The organism is Pirellulales bacterium (assembly GCA_035656635.1).
Lineage (GTDB): Bacteria > Planctomycetota > Planctomycetia > Pirellulales > JADZDJ01 > DATJYL01.
Genome location: DASRSD010000048.1, coordinates 1 through 15,449, shown reverse-complemented (window position 1 = coordinate 15,449; position 15,449 = coordinate 1). Strand labels below are relative to the sequence as shown.

The window sequence follows — 15,449 nt, the reverse complement described above, 5'->3', positions numbered from 1 at the left end:
TCAAACTTTTCTACCGCCGAAAATTGCTTGGTAAATCACGAGCACCAAAATGGCGCCAATGATTGATAGCACAAACCGCCAGCCGGCAATATCTAATTGTTTGCCGATGAAACCTCCTATGACCGCTCCCAAAATTCCCAAGGCAATCGTGGGCAGACAACCCCGAAAATCAGTCGGTCCCGGGAAGAACAATCGGGCAATTAATCCGGCTAAGAACCCAAAGATTAGCCAAGAGATGATTTCCATTGGGACATCCTTCGAAATGGTGCCGGAAATGTCCGTAAATCTTTACCGGACAAGAAAACTGGCGGCTTTCTGCGGGGTTTAAATGTAAGCTGGAGATGTGCTGGCAACAACCCATTGCGGTCTTGGGCTATCTGGCCTGAGAACAATACAGGGTTTAGACTTACGGCAGGGAAAGCCGAAACCAGCCAGAACCGGGCATAAGCAACCGGCGCACCGCCGGAAATCGCTTGTTACCGAAGGGTTAGGTCTTTTGACAGCACTTCTATCCGGCCTGAGGAATAACCTTGGCGATTAGTGAATCGTCCGCGTTGAATCATCAGCTGCACGATCCCGACGTGCGGCTCATGCTGGAAGTGCGCGACGACAAAGCAGCCGCCTTCGAAGAGTTGATGCTCCGCTATCAAAACCGTTTGGTGACGGTGCTGGAGCATCTTGTAGGACGGCGCGACTTAGCCGAAGACCTTGCACAAGACGTGTTTTTGCGCGTTTATCGCGCGCGAAAAAGGTATGTGCCGGGCGCAAAGTTTTCCACATGGTTGTTTACGATCGCAAACAATGTGGCGTCGAATGCGCTACGGAGCCAATCGCGACGGCGCGAAGTTAATTTGAAGGGAAGGCCCGGTGAATCGACCGGCGCCAATGCGCTAGATCAAATGGTTCAAGATGCTAGCGGCCTGATGCCAACGCGTCAAATCGACAAAAGCGAGATGCGCGAAGTAGTGCGCGAAGCTGTCGGAACATTAAACGAAAGACAACGGTTAGCTGTGCTCTTAAGCAAGTTTGAAAATATGAGTTACGAAGACATTGCGGAGACCATGCAAATGACGCCGCAGGCCATTAAGTCGTTGCTGTCCCGCGCTCGGGGTAATTTGCGTGCGGTCTTGGAGCCCTACTTGGAACGTGGTGAGTTGCATACCAAAAAGAATCATCAGGGCGGATGAACGTGAGTGGCGGGCAAGGTTTTTCCGCAGCATTTTTTGCACTTTGGTCCTGTAACTTGTTCGTTGTTGGTGAGTGATTATGTCCGACGAATCTTCAAACATTCCCAATTCTGAGCAGTTTGACGAGCAGCTTGTGGCCTACCTCGATGGCGAGCTGGAACCGCAGGCTGCGCGACAAGTAGAGAACATGCTGGCCACGGAGCCTCAAGCACAGCAGCGGCTCAATCAGTTGGCAGCTTCTTGGGATTTGCTCGATCAATTACCCAGGGCCACTGTGGACGATTTGTTCACGCGCACCACGGTCGAAATGGTCGCCTTGGCAGCGGAAGACGAAGTCACCCAAGCCAAACGCGCTGATCCAGCCAAACGCCGACGACGGTGGTTGGAGGGTGGCATCGCCGCGCTTGCAGCCGCAACGGTCGGCTTTGTGATTGTGGCGATGACGCTGCCCGATCAGAATGATGCCCTCCTGCGCGATTTGCCGGTGGTGAAAAATCTGGAGCTTTATCGAGACGTGGGCGATCTCGACTTACTCAAACAACTTCAGAAGGCAAATTTATTCACGGAAGATGCCAGCAGCTCGACGCCTGTCAGTAAGAATTCCGCCAGCGATAATCATCCAACGAACGGGGCCGGCGCTGCTTCGTCGGCAATTCCCTCATCGTTGGAGGAGCGGCGGGCCTGGGTGGCATCGCTAGATCCGGCTCAAAAAATTGCTCTGCGCGATGAGCTCGAAAGGTTTTCCGCTTTGCCGCCCAATCAGCAACTAGCTTTACGTAAGCTCGACGAGCAGCTGAGTGCCGATAAAAATAGCGATTCATTGCGGCGCATCATGCAGCGCTATTACGATTGGCTTAAAACTTTAACGCCTACCGATCGGTTTACCGTCGTAGATGAATCGGCTGCTGTCCCGGACCGCATGAAAGCAATTAGCAACCTTCGACAGCGCGAAGTGCAACAAGCACTCGCAATGTTGGACCCTACTCAAATGCTATTCAAGGATCACGACAATGCCGCGGTGCTTCGCTGGATGCGCGAATTTGCTGATATCCACGAAGCAGACCTGCTTTCCTCGTCTGCAGATTCTAAACGGCCTGAAACGCAAAAATCCGACGATCGCCGCCGCCGCCGTCCGGTGGCACTATCACTACAAGAGTGGTGGGGGCCCTCGGCGACGAGCATGCCGCCCGTAACTGCAACGGACATTCACTCCTTACAAGCGCTTCTATCGCCGGAAAAACAACAGGAGCTCGATGCTCAAGCTTCGCTGCCCGACCAAATCCAATTGATCCGTAAATGGATTCAACACGCCGGGGAACTGGCCGTAGTAAATTTTGGACGTAATCGTAATTTGCCTAATGCTGAGCGATTGAAGCAATTTGAAGAACAGCAATTGAGCGCTGATGAGAAAAAAGAATTAGCGGCGCTCCCCCCTGCGGAAAGATCTCGCAAGCTCATGGAATTGTGGAACAAGCATCGCGGGACCGACGCCACGCGTTTTGGCGGATCTGCTGGCAGGCAGCCTGGCGATTCGCCAGCTACAGGAGCTCAGAAGTCCAGCGATCACGAAAATGCCGAGCCTCCTTCGGATTGATGTGCTGACTAGATTGTTGCTTTTCGTAACGGGTGGATCAACCTGCTGCAGAGAGCGCATACTTCAGACGGGCTTCGGACAGTGCTCTTTCGCGGGCGATCAGCGCTCGTATCCGGCATAACCTGCAGGGAGCGCGCACTAGGCCGCCGCAGCCGCGGCAACGCGTCGGCATTACCATGCGATCAATACCTTCATCCGGAATTTTGATCGAATAATTAGGCCGCTTACCAGCGGCAATTGCGCCAACAGTGCCGCGGCTAATTCCCAGTTCTCGTGCGATTTGCCGTTGCGATACTGTTCCTTTAGCCAGCAACAGACGAATTTCATCGACTTTGGCTTGCGGCAACACGTCATTCCTCCCTGGAAATTGTCGATCGTTACGTGCCTTACAACCTTTAGCGCCCGGATTTTGCAATTCATGTGAGTTGGAGCGCGGAGCTTTTGTGCGATCCGGCTCAAGGATAGCGAAGCCTCATTCCCAGTCGGCATCGTTCAGGAGTTCGTCAGGAGGAAGCTCCGACTCGTCGGGATACGCTTCAAATTCAAAGTCGTCATAGACTTTGTCGTCGAACGGCTCTGGATCGAATGGATCGTCGTCATCAAGATCGTCCCAGTAATCTGGATCACGACGCTCTTGATCGTCGTCATCGTCGAAACGTAACCGGCAACGATTGGAAACGGTGGTCGGGTAATCTGCCGAAAGAATGCGCGGGTTCTTAAGCAAGTGGGAAAATAGCTTGGAAACTTCCATGACAATTCCTCGTCGCATGAAATAGCGGGACCTGATGCAAAGGGACCAATCGGGTGACGAACCAAAAAGGTACCTAAAAATCCCTCTCGATAATGTACTTATGTACACCATCCCAACGGGAATGTCTACCAAGTTTTGGGCCACACGAAAATTGAAGAAAAACCCCGCTGGAACGGATTCCGACGCGGGAATATGCACTGGATGCCTGCAGTTTGTGGAACTGGAGCGGGCTGTTACAGGCTTAGCGCAACTCGCCAAAACTTGGAGTGCCCAGAGATGTAGTTAAGGCATTTCGGGAAGGAATAAGTACTTCGATTCACCCGGCTGATTCACTAACTCAAAGGCAAAATTTGCCTAATCGATTTGCTTGCTTGTGTTATGGTGGGATGGCAAAAGCTACGCAAACCTTGCGGTTCCCTTTCTCAATAGTTGTGAGTTTAGGTAAACGCAACGTCATTATCCGGTCGAAATTAACGACAGGCCTTATTCCAATTTCGCTGCAATCACCATGGTTTTGATTCGCTGGGCAATTTAGTCGCTATGCGGCTACCCTTTCTTTGGTTGCGTTGACAGGATGACAATTGTGCCGAACGTGGCGTGTATTATTCCCGTCGTAGGTAATACGGAAGGGTTGGAGACCACACTGGTTTCCGTCTTGGAACGCCGCAGTGAGTTCTGTGAAGTCATTGTGGTCCTCAATGTTCCATACAGCGATCCTTACCACTTACAGGGTGAAATCCAGATTATCCAAGCGGCGCCCGGTGCTCGACTTGTCAGCTGTATCAATCGGGGCATTTCTGCAAGCCGTGCACCGATTGTGCATCTTTTGGCCACCGGATGCGAAGTCGATGAGCATTGGACAGAGCAAGCCTTAAAACATTTCAAAGATCCGCGCGTGGCAGTTGTCACGCCGGTAATCTTTGATCGAACCAACCATCAGCGATTATTGGCAGCGGGCGTCCAATGCGGCCTCGGAGGAAAAAGAATTATCCATCGCACGACGCCAAGTGCCTCTGGCTCACCTGAAACCTTACTTGGCCCGTTACTCCAGGCAGCGTTTTATCGCAAAGTCGCTTTGGAAGCTTTAGGCGGCGGCCTATCAACCGACGTGGGCGATGATTTGGCGGACGTTGACCTGGCGTCCTTTTTACGGCAAGCAGGGTGGCGCATGGTGCTGGAAATTCAATGCCGAATATTCGCGGATTCTATTGCAGAAATTGCGCCGGGCGGCTTTTTCGCCGGACTATGGGCCGAACGCTTTTATCTGCGGCATTTTTCCGAGGCTGGTGGCTTCAAAGGCCTACTCGCTCACCCGCGAATTGCCCTGCAAGATTTATTACAAAGCCGTCCGTGGTGGAAGGCTCCGGCATTTGCCGCAGGACGATTGACGGCACTTTGCCAATTGGGCCACTATCCAGCATATCGTCGTCTGCAAGAAACGGCAGCGGCGAGTGCGTCTGCAGCTCAAAATCAATGGCAAACAAATCGGATCAAAAATCAGGCACAGATGGCCTCCAGCGACAGAAGAAACCGCGCCGACGTCGCACATGAAAGTCTTCCGCCGCACAATCCTCGTCGAGAACACAGCGCTCCTCGCCGACTGAGAAATCGCTGATTCTGCCTGCTCCGTTACGTCAGCGATCCAAGTTTTTCTCTAGCTTGCGCCGCAGCATTTCGTCATCGTCAGGGAAAAACAAATTGACGACAGCCTGAAGTAATTTCAACCCTTTGGGCTCAGGCTGGAGCGAGCTCAGGTGTTGCTGTAGGCAGGTAAGCAGCAAACATCCTTCCGGCCATCGCACGGTGATCGCCTGCTGACATTCTCCCAGCAATTGATACACTCGGGCACGGGTAACGCTCATCCGCTTTGCCTGAAGCCTGACACTTTGCGGCGCACCGTGCAAACCTAGTCGCCCTTCAGCTAATCGCCCAATCGTTTGGCCGCAATCGATTTGAATTTGCTTAACTAAGGGAATTGCCAACGATTCACGCACGGATTCTTCGGAAATTAAGTCTGCTTTTTCCAACCTCGACGTAACCCACGTCTCCAATTGAACGATGAATTTTGGAACAATGCGTAAAGCCAGATGACTTGGTGGCTGCGGAGAGTTACCCAGCAGCTCATACAACGAATAAAATACCTCCAAGATCGCGGCCACACGCTTTTCGCCGTGCGTTTTTAAGTGCCGCAATTGTGCAATTGAATAACCGAAATAAGTCGAAAGAGGCATGCGCCAAATGACAGTGGGCAATGCTTGAAGAGTGGGGGCCAAACGCCCGAGCTGCACTTCTCCTAGCGCGTGGTTAGCGATTATGTTACGCCACTGCTCCCATTGCGATTCGGAAACCAGATTCGAATTAAATTCACCCGGCTGCAGGCCGCTGGCCAGCGGTAATTGTGTTGCTAATGACTGGGCGCCGGATAGGTGCAGAGTAGCTGTTTGGTTCTTTGCAACGCGGGATAGCAATTTCAATAGTGAGGTTATTTTCTTCTGGCCGATACCAGGCGTCGCAATCAGCTCTTCAAACGACGATTGAAGCAAATCCCGCAAGGTGCGGCCCAAAAATGCCAATGGCAAACGGCGATCTCCTGGAAGTGCCCAATATGCCAACGGTTTATCCAAATCCGCAGCAAATTGATCCCCAAAGAGTGTTTTGCGCAGCGCCAGAAAGCTTGTGATTTGGCGACACTCTTCGACCGAAGACGTTTTTCCCATTGCTGTGCGACTCTTCTCGGGGGGGAGACGCGGTTTCCAAAATACCGGCCTACCCACTTGGCTGGAAGCCAGAGCACGCTGGCCACCCTTTGCGATCATTTGCCGAAGACTTTACGATACAGCTCTACGGGCCAGGGCTACAACCTCCTTATAGAAAAAAACCGGAGGAAACTAAATTTTGTGCCTCAGAGATTGGCTGGACGTGATCAGTGTCAGGCACAAATCGAAAGCTCACGGTAATGTCAGGGAATGATCGATTTTAAATTTATTGCCTTGTTTCATGGTTGCCATGCCAGACCCTAAGATAATTCAGTATCCTCATCCGACTCTTCGGCACGTTTCTAAACCTTTGAAACGAGTGGATGTTGAGCTACGCAGCCTTATTGCTCGAATGTTTGAGCTAATGTACGAAGCCAAAGGAGTGGGACTTGCCGCAAATCAGGTGGATTTGCCATATCGTTTTTTTATTGCCAATCTGCAGTCCGATCCAGCCAAGGGAGAAGAAATGGTGTTTATTAACCCCATTCTTAGCCGCCAAAAAGGATCCGTCGAAGCAGAAGAAGGCTGCCTCAGCTTGCCCGGTCTGTATGCCGATGTGAAGCGTTCCGAAAGCGTGGCTATTGATGCTTATAATCTAGCCGGCGAGGCCGTTCATCTCGATGCCGATGGCTGGCTGGCTCGGGTCATTCAACACGAAACAGACCATCTCAACGGAAAATTATTTTTCGACCGTCTGGGGACTGCGACGCAGCTTGAATTGCGCGATGCATTGCGCGAATTCGAAATTCAATTTGCCAGTCAACAGGAGCACAGTGAGATGCCAGACGACGTGACAATAAAACGTCGACTGGAAGAGTTAGAACAACTACGAACGTGATGCCGACATTCGTTAATTAATAATGAACCGTGACCCATATATTGGCTCCGGGACAAAAGCGCTGCCTTCTGTTCCCACGCAACCCGAATCTGATCGCTCCAATTCCATTGCATCACTTCCGTCACTTCGACTTGTCGTCATGGGGACAGGCCCGTTCGCCGTGCCCACGTTTGAATCGCTGATCGATTCTGGGCACCAAATTCTCGCGCTGGTTACTCGACCGGACCGGCCGACTTACCATCGGGAAAAATCGCCGATAAATCCGATGCGCGCCGTCGCAAAAAGTCACAGCATTGATGTTTTCGAACCAGAAAGCGTTAACTCCCTTGAGGCGCATTCTTGGTTACAATTTCAAAAGGCCGACTTGTTCGCCGTCTGCGACTATGGGCAAATTCTTTCACAAAACACACTCGGGTTGGCACGGCTGGGGGGAATTAATCTGCACGCATCGCTGTTACCCACATATCGTGGAGCCGCACCGATCAATTGGGCGATTTTCCACGGCGAAACTGAGACCGGTGTCAGCGTCATTCATATGACGCAACAACTCGATGCTGGCCCCGTCTTAATCCAGCGGCGTATCGCAATCGATCCAAGGGAGACAGCGCCGGAATTAGAATCGCGACTTGCAATATTAGGGATGAATGCCGTCCTAGAGGCAATTAAGCAGCTGCGGCACGGAGTCTCCTCACGGGCTGTCTTGCAGGACTCCAGATCCGCCACCAAAGCGCCTCGACTTAAAAAAGAAGACGGCCTTATCATTTGGTCTCGCTCAGCAACCGCAATTTTCAACCAAGTTCGAGCTTTCCAACCTTGGCCAAAAACTTATACGTTTTGGAAGCGCCCGGTTGGTGAACCGATGCGACTGATATTGGAACGGGTGAAAGTTGTTGAAGACCGAGCAGACATCGCCGCCAACACAACGAGCAGCCCCGGCACAGTTTTATTGGCCCAGGCAAATGACATTATTGTCGCCTGCGGTGAGCAATTATTGCGCATCGAGCAGCTTCAACCCGCTGGAAAACGCACGATGCTGGCCGGAGAATTTCTGCGAGGCCACCCGTTGCCGACCGGCACTCTGTTGGGGTGAAATGCTTGCGAAAGGAAAAATATCGCGGGTTTTCCCATTTTCTCGCCAAACCGTCCTCGATTAGAATTGTTTAACGATCGAAGGGATGCAATCACCAGAGGTAACCGACATGGATGGCCTCAGTCGCTGGGATGTGGTGTTATGGATTATCGTGGTATATGTTGCCGTGACGGCAATGGTACGAATGATGCTGGCTTATCGGGACGCCACTGTTCGAAAACTCACTGATCGACTCGCAAAGAAACCCCGACGCAATAAGGCCGATGAAAACGCAAAACGGGAAGCTGCATAAACTCCTTCGGCGATGATCGCCAGACAAACTCCATTGGCGCGGCAACTTTCAAAAGATCCGAAATCTCAGTAAATAACTCTTAGTGCATTGATAGATTTCCGCTAATTTTCACTTTTCCATTCACTTTTTTCCGTGGCGAAGCGACTATACATCGAGACCGTGGGTTGCCAAATGAACGTGCTCGACAGCGAGCTTGTGGTCGCTGCGCTGCGCAAAGCGGGTTATGAACTCACCGAATCTCCGGCCCAGGCCGATACCATCCTGTTCAACACGTGCAGCGTTCGCCAGCACGCCGAAGATAAAATTTATAGCGCTTTAGGACGCCTGAAGCATGCCAAGGAAAAAAATCCGGGGAAGATTATCGGCGTGCTGGGCTGTATGGCTCAAAAGGACCAACGCTTGATTTTCGAGCGGGCGCCGTATGTGGATTTGGTCGTCGGCCCAGGCCAATTGCATCAGGTGCCACAATTGCTGGAAGGAATTGCGGCCGGCAGTGGACCGCGTTTAGAAGTAAGCCTGGATCGCAAAACCGGCAGTCGAGACGATGTCCAACGTAGCTTTGAAAGTTACGATCCAGATCGAGATCCGCAAATGCGCCCTTCGCCATATCAGGCATTCGTGCGCATTCAAATCGGCTGTGATAAGTTTTGCACTTATTGCATCGTTCCTCGAGTACGTGGCCCCGAACAAGGCCGGCACCCGCAGCATATTGTGGCCGAAGCAAAAAAATTGGCCGCTGAAGGTTGCCGAGAAATCACACTGCTTGGACAAACGGTCAATAGCTATCAGCATGTCGAAATCGCGGTTACCACGCGCCTCTCCGATTTGCTTTACCGCCTGCACGACATAGAGGGACTAGTGCGGCTAAAATTTGTGACCAATTTCCCTAAAGACATGACGGACGATCTGCTTCAGGCGGTGCGCGATCTGCCCAAGTGCTGCCCATACTTTCACGTGCCTGCACAAAGCGGTTCCAATGCAGTTTTAAAGCGAATGAAGCGTGGTTACACCGTGGAAGAGTACTGCGAAATGCTACTCCGCGTTCGAGCTCAAGTCCCCAATGCAGCTATCACCAGCGACTTCATCGTCGGCTTCTGCGGCGAAACCGAGGAAGATTTTCTGCAAACCGTTACGCTGGTCCGCGAGGCACGTTTTAAAAACAGTTTCATCTTCAAATACAGTGAACGACCAGGCACAAAGGCTCCGGAATTATGGCCCGATGACGTACCTGATGAAGTCAAGCGGCGCCGTAATAATGAACTTCTGAGCGTGCAAAACGCTATCAGCGAAGAAGATCATCAGCAATTCATCGGCCGTACCGTGGAAGTATTAGTCGAAGGCCCAAGCAAACACTCCCAGCGGTTCGATCGCACCGATCAGCCGAATACAAATGCTAACGCAGATTCTGTGTTTTTGGAATTTCCTGCTCGTGGTGCCGCACATGACATTGATAAAAACGTCAATAATTCCGACATGTTGACGCAACTTGTCGGACGCACTTCGTGTGATCGAATCGTCGTCTTCGAAGGCAATCGCCGCCAAATCGGCAGCATTTTGCCGCTGACGATCTATGATTGTACCCCCATGACTCTTTTCGGCGCTGTGGTGACCCACGAAGTTGGCCCAGAAGTCTACCACCTCTCGCCACACTAAATCTGTGGGGACTTCTCAGCCGTGAAGAACATATGCTCTCGCGGGACTGGCGCCGCAACCCAGCGAGGAAACAAGTAGAGCGCCTTTATTGATGTGCGCCGATAATGCGGCGCCGTTTCCCGATCGACGCCGAGGAAGCACGTCGACACAAAAGGATTCGGCAACTAAATAGGCAAATGCACGCGAACATAGCACCCAAAATTGGGTGAATGTAATTTACAGGCATCGTTCGCGCTCCTAGCAAAACGGCATTTTGACAAATCCATATACACTGGTTGCAAAGCCGTCCGTGCCTAATCATTTATCATCGACGTTGCTGCTTCCATAAATCACGCCGGTTACCTGGAATGGCGAATTCCCATCCTGCGATGCAATCGTCACCGGCGGAAAACGCGGACTATCCGGTTTGGCCATGAGGCGTGCAAAAGACGCCTACCGACAACCAAATGCTGTACGACGCCATCAGTGCGCCAATCGAGCGATAAAATCAACTACCGCGCGCGGACAGCGTGAATCGATGTTGCATTCGAAATCGACTTGGGCAATATCGTAGGCCATGAGCCTGTTTTGCCCCTTGACAACCTAAAATCGATATGTGTACCTTTGTTTAGTATGCGAAGGAGACCCATGGTTACTCTTAACGGTGATTGCCTGTCGACCCATGCGGAGAACCTTCGTCGGCTGATGGCTCGTGAGGGGTTAACATTCCATCAGCTTGTGGTGCGCAGCCGATTAAATCACCGCACGCTTAAAGAGATATTGGCGGGGCGCCGCCGGCCGCAACCGCGCACCCTGCGCCGATTGGCAGATAGCATGAAGGTGTCCGTCGACGAATTATTTCAAGACCCGGCATTGCTGCGGCATCGGCTGTTCGATCGTTGCACAAATCCGACGGTGGATGAAGTAATAGCGGCCAATCCGCAATTGTTTCGCGGCTGGTCACCCGTGGAGTTCGACGAATTATACAGCCGCTTTGGTACAGGAGGAGCGTTGACACAAGAAGGCACGCTTGCAGCAGTCTGCGCCATGAATCGACGCCGCGAATTACTGGCGAAAGCGACAATTCTTTTGGAAAGTAGCGAGGCCGATTTGCTGGAATCGATTTTGGAATCACTCTATTACCGTGCGGTACTTGCTTCGCCCGGTCAAAATCAATCTGAAGTCCAGAATTATTTGGGAGCGATCTCGGATTACGGAATGCTGAGTGCTGAAAGCGAATCAAGACAATTATGTGATGGCCTGAGATCGCACTTCAAAAGGCGCAAGTCCAAGCAGCTTTGCGTCGCACCAATCGACGGTCTCCTGTAACGAAGTAATATACGCGGTCCAGGACACCGTTTGTCCATCGATTGTATAGGTTGGCTTGGGGTTTTCCCGCAAATCGGCTATTTGGGACAAAGTCAGTTGCCTGATGTTTTCGATTTGTTCGATGTCAGTCATAGGATGATTAATGGGCGTTGAAGATGCTTGTGTAAAAATGCGAAAAGTAAAACACAGCCCGGAGGTGTGAGGCGGAGATGCGTCGGCAAAAGATGCACCTGCCGGGCTGTGGAATCGAATGCGGCGTCTCATATGCGGCTGACGGGCTTTGCCGTGGGTTCTACGGCCTAGCCGGTATTCTTTACTACATACCGTGGGTTAATCACGGCTGCAGCACCGCGCTCGCTCGCTTTGAACCGCACGACAATATCGCTATTGAAATCTGCTTCGCTTCCAAGCGGCGATTGTGTGATCGTAATCGGCCAGTTTTCCATGTATGCAAAGGCCTTCCGGAAATCGCCGATAAACCACCACTTCTGGACGTCGGAGGATGCGACGCCCGATGCAAGAACTCGCCGGTAAGCCAGCCGACTTTCTACAACGCGATAGTTCCCCAGCGGATTTGCGGCTGTGGTCGTCGTATTGGAGCCAGTGGCTGTATACGTAATTTCTGCGGCATTGAATACGCGATGTGCGGCGTGTCGGTACGCAGGCATCACGAGGACGGTGTTGGCACTAATGAGTACAGGCTCTCCCGTATTAGGGTCAAGGATATCTGCGAAGAGCTGTTCGGCAGCATCGACGTTGATCCAATCCACCAATGCATTGCTCGTTACGATGTTGCTCCACGGCGTTGACGACTGGTAGGTGTTGTAATTGACGCCGCGCCACTTGTAATTGTTTGTAACGCCAATGAGCAGATCGAGCAGGCGTTTTTCCTTGTTCAGACCAAGGATTTCTCCCACTTCTGCCGCACGCGAGAGCACCAGATGCGTCCGATCGAAGAAAATGGCCTCCTTCGTGACCGGCACGATGAAGCCTCGTTTGGTAGTTGAGGGAGTTTCGATGTAATCTTCCCCGAACCCCAAACTCGGATAAGGCATGCCGGGGGGCACAGCGTCGATTTGGTCAGCAATGCGCGAAACACCGGGAATTTTTTCCCCGTCGAAACGTGTGGGGACCGAATCCACCAATGCCGACATCACGAAAGCATCCTGCGTATATGCCTCCATGATTTTTGAATAAATTACCTGACCGGTAATGTTTAAGAATGCGGTTACGTCCACTCCGTCGGCAGCCTCTAAGACATTCATTCCACCCGCGGTGCGTGGATCAAGCATCCGCACCCACTGGCCTCCATCCGGTATCAATGTTTCCGCTAGATCGCGGATACTAAAGTCCTCCGGCCGGAGGTGTTTTTCGCGGATGGATTCGGCCAAGTGTTCAACGGTCTTTGCAGCGCCGTCCAATTCGTAACGGCGTTTAAGTTCGCGATATTTAATGCTCACGGAAAGTCTCCTTTGGGATTGGATGTTGGATTCAATAACCGGATGCCTACAAAGCATTCAAACAGATTTCACACGCTGATTTCTCGAGCAAATGACTTGGCATCGAAAGGACCTTTTCGGTCCGTTGTAATTTGATCCCGTGAAATGGGACGCCGATGCGGCGAGCGCGGATTGCTATGCCAAAGTTGGGCATGCGTCAGCAGACGTGCCCGTTCCTCGACCAGGCGGCGCACCGTTGGCTCATCGGGCGCTTCGAGCAGCGATCGGAGGAAGGCATCGCTGATAATCGCTTTCGAGGCAGCGTCCGTTGCAGCTGGATCGGGCAATTTGTATTCCGCCAAGAGCAATTGCACAACCGTTCGCCGTTGGTCCGCCGCATGGCTGACATGTAATCGGTCAATTTCCGAGCACAAGCGCGTGATCTCTGTAGTTTGCTCTTCGCAATGAGTTTCCAACGAGTCAGATTCCAGTTCACAAATTATGTTTGCTGCCTGATCCGTCACAGCAAGAGGGAATGTCGTATCTTCCGAAGTCATCGATTGGGGAGGAGATGGCTTCGCCGAGCTATCTGTCGAGGTTTGTAAGCAACCATCCGCTGTTGTGGCAAATTCCTCAAATAATCCGCGCGTGGTTGCAGGATCAGCTACCAGATCGACGCTATGAACTTGCAAGATATCCTCAATCACAGTGGTTTCACCTTGGCGACGAGTTTGGGCTTGCACATTATGGGAAAAACCAACGCTTTCCGGCGCGTGCTCGGCATCCCACATAAGTTGCTCGGAAAGGTGATGCTTGGGGTTGAAGTGGAAATCAGCAAACAGTCCATCGCCTGGGCGATGTTGTACGTTGCGAATTACCCCAATCCGCTCCTGATAATCGCGTGGCGATAGCGGATGACCCTTGGGATGATTTACGTTCACCTTCGCGCCTTCGTACAATCCAACGGCGCGGGCCAGGGCATCCGGCAAATAACTTCTGCCGTTGCGGGAGCGAGGGCCGAGAATTTTGATTCCGCGAATCACGCCGGCATGGCGGTCAACGCGCAACGCCAACCCTCGTGAATCGCAATATTCTTGCAACAGGTTGCTCATGGAATGTTCCTTTCGCGACGATAAAAAAAGCCCGCACAGGAATTTAAGTCCTGTCGCGGGCTCGTAAGGAAACCGTGCGGCTTAGCGCAGCGGCTCTTTCGATACCATTCACAGTGTTAGCGGTCGGTCAATTCATTTCCGATGACAGACAGCGCATTCAATATTTTCGACAGAGGTTATTTCTCAATTCTTTCGACGGCACGGCGCAAGTGCTGAATTGTGCCATCTTGGATGACCAGCTCCAGCAACGCCTTTCCGTGAAAACCACGGCGCAGTGTTTCCGCGAGCAATTCGGCCAAAGCCGCTTCTACCTGGCTGATTTTCAATTGGTTGCCGTGCGTGGATTTGAACGTTGTTTCCATGGCGTGAAGTGTACATAGGAACAGTACGGCATTCAAGTTCATTTTTAGGCCACTTGACGGACACGGTCGCAATTTGATAATGATGCAGTTGCATGCTGCGTGGCCTTAGCTCTGCCGCGGTGAACGTCCCAATCCTTTTTTTCGCGAATTAAAATGTCAATTACTATCCGGTGCCGGCCGAACGGACCCTTGTTGGTCGAAGGTGAAATAACGTTGCTTGACCATCAAGGTCAGGCGTTCTCGGTTCCTCTGAACAAACCGGCAATTGCGTTATGCCGGTGCGGTCATTCGAAGAACAAGCCGTTCTGTGACGGCGCGCATAAAACCTGCGGTTTTCTCGCAGAGGAATTGGCGCCTAAAGCTGAATAAAATTACGATTTCGCAGCCGAACGGCAACTGAAATTACGGCTAAATCTACTGATTTACGGCGCGCTGTGGCTTGAGATGCCGCAGTTCTTGGAGCAGATTTTGAATCTGTTCGTGTCCTTGGTAATTTTGCCAAATGACAAGGGCGCACACGCCGTTCTCGTTGAAAGTGGCCAACGAACCTTGACCACCGGCTTTGTCCCAGCTTTGCGGATCGACGGTTGAGCGGATAACGTCAATGAGCGAATCAAAATCTGCTGTTCCATTGGGATCGTAGTCGTGTCCAACTAAATCGCGAACGTCGTACAAGCGAGTATCGAACATGGAATCGGCTTTTGCTTTTGTCGTGAGGAGTAGCACTTCGTCTTTGATGACGAATGCCAGATCGTACTGTGAGAGAAGCAGATTCAATGCGGAGCGCAAAGAAATATCTTTTACCGCCATGGTTATCTGAGTTGCGCTAGGATCGATCTGAGCCCCTTTGAGGGCGCTGTTGTCAATTTGAATCAGGATATGGTGCTTGTCCGCAATGAATTGCATTACATCTCGCAGCGGCACACCCTGAAAATCGAACGATGTTTTATCGTTCAAAGAATGCTTAATCACTTGTTCGCTGGAGTTCGCAGCTAATAGAGAAGTAGTTGATGGTGCATCGGCCGCAGATATGGCGGGAGTCACGCAGAATTGTGGGAGGAAAAGCG

General features: G+C 51.8%; 17 protein-coding genes. 9 read left to right on the top strand and 8 right to left on the bottom strand.

Features of this window, described 5'->3' with window-relative positions; translation table 11 throughout:
- Positions 1 to 246: a GlsB/YeaQ/YmgE family stress response membrane protein gene (locus tag VFE46_04005; GenBank protein HZZ27149.1), complete on the bottom strand. Its 246-nt coding sequence runs from the start codon at positions 244 to 246 to the stop codon at positions 1 to 3.
- A 284-nt stretch (positions 247 to 530) separates the two neighbouring features.
- On the opposite strand from VFE46_04005, the gene VFE46_04000 reads away from it, so the two are divergent.
- Positions 531 to 1,187, top strand: coding sequence for a sigma-70 family RNA polymerase sigma factor (locus tag VFE46_04000; protein ID HZZ27148.1), 657 nt, complete (start codon positions 531 to 533; stop codon positions 1,185 to 1,187).
- Positions 1,188 to 1,266: 79 nt separating this feature from the next.
- Positions 1,267 to 2,781 (top strand): hypothetical protein, encoded by a 1,515-nt coding sequence (locus VFE46_03995; protein ID HZZ27147.1) that lies wholly within the window; start codon positions 1,267 to 1,269, stop codon positions 2,779 to 2,781.
- A 37-nt stretch (positions 2,782 to 2,818) separates the two neighbouring features.
- Here VFE46_03995 and VFE46_03990 read toward each other — a convergent pair whose 3' ends face one another.
- Both VFE46_03990 and VFE46_03985 read right to left on the bottom strand, forming a co-directional pair.
- Positions 2,819 to 3,130, bottom strand: a complete 312-nt coding sequence (locus VFE46_03990) for a helix-turn-helix domain-containing protein (protein ID HZZ27146.1) — start codon at positions 3,128 to 3,130, stop codon at positions 2,819 to 2,821.
- A 123-nt stretch (positions 3,131 to 3,253) separates the two neighbouring features.
- Positions 3,254 to 3,532 carry a hypothetical protein gene (locus tag VFE46_03985; GenBank protein HZZ27145.1) on the bottom strand — a complete coding sequence of 93 codons (279 nt, stop codon included), beginning with the start codon at positions 3,530 to 3,532 and terminating at the stop codon, positions 3,254 to 3,256.
- 574 nt (positions 3,533 to 4,106) lie between these two features.
- On the opposite strand from VFE46_03985, the gene VFE46_03980 reads away from it, so the two are divergent.
- Positions 4,107 to 5,147 (top strand): glycosyltransferase family 2 protein, encoded by a 1,041-nt coding sequence (locus tag VFE46_03980; GenBank protein HZZ27144.1) that lies wholly within the window; start codon positions 4,107 to 4,109, stop codon positions 5,145 to 5,147.
- Between the two features lie 19 nt (positions 5,148 to 5,166).
- On the opposite strand, the gene VFE46_03975 is transcribed toward VFE46_03980, so the two are convergent.
- Positions 5,167 to 6,249, bottom strand: coding sequence for a hypothetical protein (locus VFE46_03975; protein ID HZZ27143.1), 1,083 nt, complete (start codon positions 6,247 to 6,249; stop codon positions 5,167 to 5,169).
- Positions 6,250 to 6,538: 289 nt separating this feature from the next.
- On the opposite strand from VFE46_03975, the gene def reads away from it, so the two are divergent.
- The 5 genes from def (at position 6,539) to VFE46_03950 (ending at position 11,469) form a co-directional block, all read left to right on the top strand.
- A complete protein-coding gene (def, locus tag VFE46_03970; GenBank protein HZZ27142.1) occupies positions 6,539 to 7,126 on the top strand; it encodes a peptide deformylase in 588 nt (195 codons plus the stop codon).
- Positions 7,127 to 7,265: 139 nt separating this feature from the next.
- Entirely contained in the window at positions 7,266 to 8,216 is a 951-nt protein-coding gene (gene fmt / locus VFE46_03965) for a methionyl-tRNA formyltransferase (protein ID HZZ27141.1), read from the top strand.
- Positions 8,217 to 8,325: 109 nt separating this feature from the next.
- Positions 8,326 to 8,508: a hypothetical protein gene (locus VFE46_03960; protein HZZ27140.1), complete on the top strand. Its 183-nt coding sequence runs from the start codon at positions 8,326 to 8,328 to the stop codon at positions 8,506 to 8,508.
- Between the two features lie 132 nt (positions 8,509 to 8,640).
- A complete protein-coding gene (miaB, locus tag VFE46_03955) occupies positions 8,641 to 10,161 on the top strand; it encodes a tRNA (N6-isopentenyl adenosine(37)-C2)-methylthiotransferase MiaB (GenBank protein HZZ27139.1) in 1,521 nt (506 codons plus the stop codon).
- Positions 10,162 to 10,698: 537 nt separating this feature from the next.
- Complete coding sequence (locus tag VFE46_03950) at positions 10,699 to 11,469, top strand: helix-turn-helix transcriptional regulator (GenBank protein HZZ27138.1); 771 nt, start codon at positions 10,699 to 10,701, stop codon at positions 11,467 to 11,469.
- Between the two features lie 299 nt (positions 11,470 to 11,768).
- On the opposite strand, the gene VFE46_03945 is transcribed toward VFE46_03950, so the two are convergent.
- The 3 genes from VFE46_03945 to VFE46_03935 all read right to left on the bottom strand — a co-directional run bounded on the left by VFE46_03945 (position 11,769) and on the right by VFE46_03935 (position 14,382).
- The gene (locus VFE46_03945) at positions 11,769 to 12,929 is read right to left on the bottom strand and encodes a hypothetical protein (GenBank protein ID HZZ27137.1); all 1,161 of its coding nucleotides are present in this window, start codon (positions 12,927 to 12,929) and stop codon (positions 11,769 to 11,771) included.
- 68 nt (positions 12,930 to 12,997) lie between these two features.
- Positions 12,998 to 14,020, bottom strand: a complete 1,023-nt coding sequence (locus VFE46_03940; GenBank protein ID HZZ27136.1) for a hypothetical protein — start codon at positions 14,018 to 14,020, stop codon at positions 12,998 to 13,000.
- 176 nt (positions 14,021 to 14,196) lie between these two features.
- Positions 14,197 to 14,382: a hypothetical protein gene (locus tag VFE46_03935; GenBank protein ID HZZ27135.1), complete on the bottom strand. Its 186-nt coding sequence runs from the start codon at positions 14,380 to 14,382 to the stop codon at positions 14,197 to 14,199.
- A gap of 153 nt (positions 14,383 to 14,535) precedes the next feature.
- On the opposite strand from VFE46_03935, the gene VFE46_03930 reads away from it, so the two are divergent.
- Positions 14,536 to 14,751 (top strand): CDGSH iron-sulfur domain-containing protein, encoded by a 216-nt coding sequence (locus tag VFE46_03930; GenBank protein ID HZZ27134.1) that lies wholly within the window; start codon positions 14,536 to 14,538, stop codon positions 14,749 to 14,751.
- Between the two features lie 45 nt (positions 14,752 to 14,796).
- On the opposite strand, the gene VFE46_03925 is transcribed toward VFE46_03930, so the two are convergent.
- Positions 14,797 to 15,449 (bottom strand): hypothetical protein (locus VFE46_03925; GenBank protein ID HZZ27133.1); only part of this gene is annotated, 653 nt, incomplete at its 5' end.

Bases quoted from the DNA above. Each gene is read 5' to 3' on its own strand.
- def (HZZ27142.1), top strand. From the start codon at position 6,539: ATGCCAGACCCTAAGATAATTCAGTATCCTCATCCGACTCTTCGGCAC.
- VFE46_03930 (HZZ27134.1), top strand. From the start codon at position 14,536: ATGTCAATTACTATCCGGTGCCGGCCGAACGGACCCTTGTTGGTCGAA.
- VFE46_03995 (HZZ27147.1), top strand. From the start codon at position 1,267: ATGTCCGACGAATCTTCAAACATTCCCAATTCTGAGCAGTTTGACGAG.
- fmt (HZZ27141.1), top strand. From the start codon at position 7,266: ATGGGGACAGGCCCGTTCGCCGTGCCCACGTTTGAATCGCTGATCGAT.
- VFE46_03960 (HZZ27140.1), top strand. From the start codon at position 8,326: ATGGATGGCCTCAGTCGCTGGGATGTGGTGTTATGGATTATCGTGGTA.
- VFE46_03935 (HZZ27135.1), bottom strand. From the start codon at position 14,382: ATGGAAACAACGTTCAAATCCACGCACGGCAACCAATTGAAAATCAGC.
- VFE46_03975 (HZZ27143.1), bottom strand. From the start codon at position 6,249: ATGGGAAAAACGTCTTCGGTCGAAGAGTGTCGCCAAATCACAAGCTTT.
- VFE46_03985 (HZZ27145.1), bottom strand. From the start codon at position 3,532: ATGGAAGTTTCCAAGCTATTTTCCCACTTGCTTAAGAACCCGCGCATT.
- VFE46_03980 (HZZ27144.1), top strand. From the start codon at position 4,107: ATGACAATTGTGCCGAACGTGGCGTGTATTATTCCCGTCGTAGGTAAT.
- VFE46_04005 (HZZ27149.1), bottom strand. From the start codon at position 246: ATGGAAATCATCTCTTGGCTAATCTTTGGGTTCTTAGCCGGATTAATT.
- VFE46_03940 (HZZ27136.1), bottom strand. From the start codon at position 14,020: ATGAGCAACCTGTTGCAAGAATATTGCGATTCACGAGGGTTGGCGTTG.